General features: G+C 33.6%; 1 protein-coding gene. It reads left to right on the top strand.

Going from position 1 to position 527, the window contains the following annotated elements; translation table 11 throughout:
• Positions 1-357: type IV secretion protein Rhs (locus tag IQ209_RS18000; RefSeq protein WP_193852544.1), on the top strand; the 357-nt coding region annotated here is incomplete at its 5' end.
• Positions 358-527: the final 170 nt, after the last annotated feature.

Raw genomic sequence — 527 nt, 5'->3', positions numbered from 1 at the left:
CCCATAAGTGCAGATAGAAGTTATTCTGAAATAGGAAGGTATGGTACTTTTATTACCGACAAACAAGGTGCCCTTAAATATTTCAATGGAGTGGAAAGTGGGGAAGTTACTATTTCTAAAGCTGTTGCTAACCAAATAGAAAGAGATATGGGTCTAAAGACGAATTCTCTGCGAGAAGGATTCAATATTCGTAAAATTGAAGGTATACGTAATATGAATCCTCATAGTCCCATGCCTGCTATAGGTAATGGAAACTTTCTTGGTTCTGGACAACATTTACCCGGAGGAGCACCTGAAATGGTAATAGATTCTGTCCCTACTTCAACTACACCCATATTAAAGGTAAATGTAAAATGATTAAATATCCTGAAAATTCAATTATTGTCAATTATATGGCAACTAATACTTTGGAAATCATGATTACAAAGAATGAAACTAATCTCGTTAATAAAATGAAATTTTTAGGCTTTTCTTTAATAACCGATAGGATTAGAAGAGACTATCTAGATAGAGGTATATCTGTAGAT

Origin of the sequence: Xenorhabdus sp. BG5, from assembly GCF_015163665.1 — a bacterium.
Taxonomy (GTDB): Bacteria; Pseudomonadota; Gammaproteobacteria; order Enterobacterales; family Enterobacteriaceae; genus Xenorhabdus.
The sequence above is the reverse complement of the archived record's forward strand: the minus strand, read 5'-3'. Positions and strand labels throughout refer to the sequence as shown.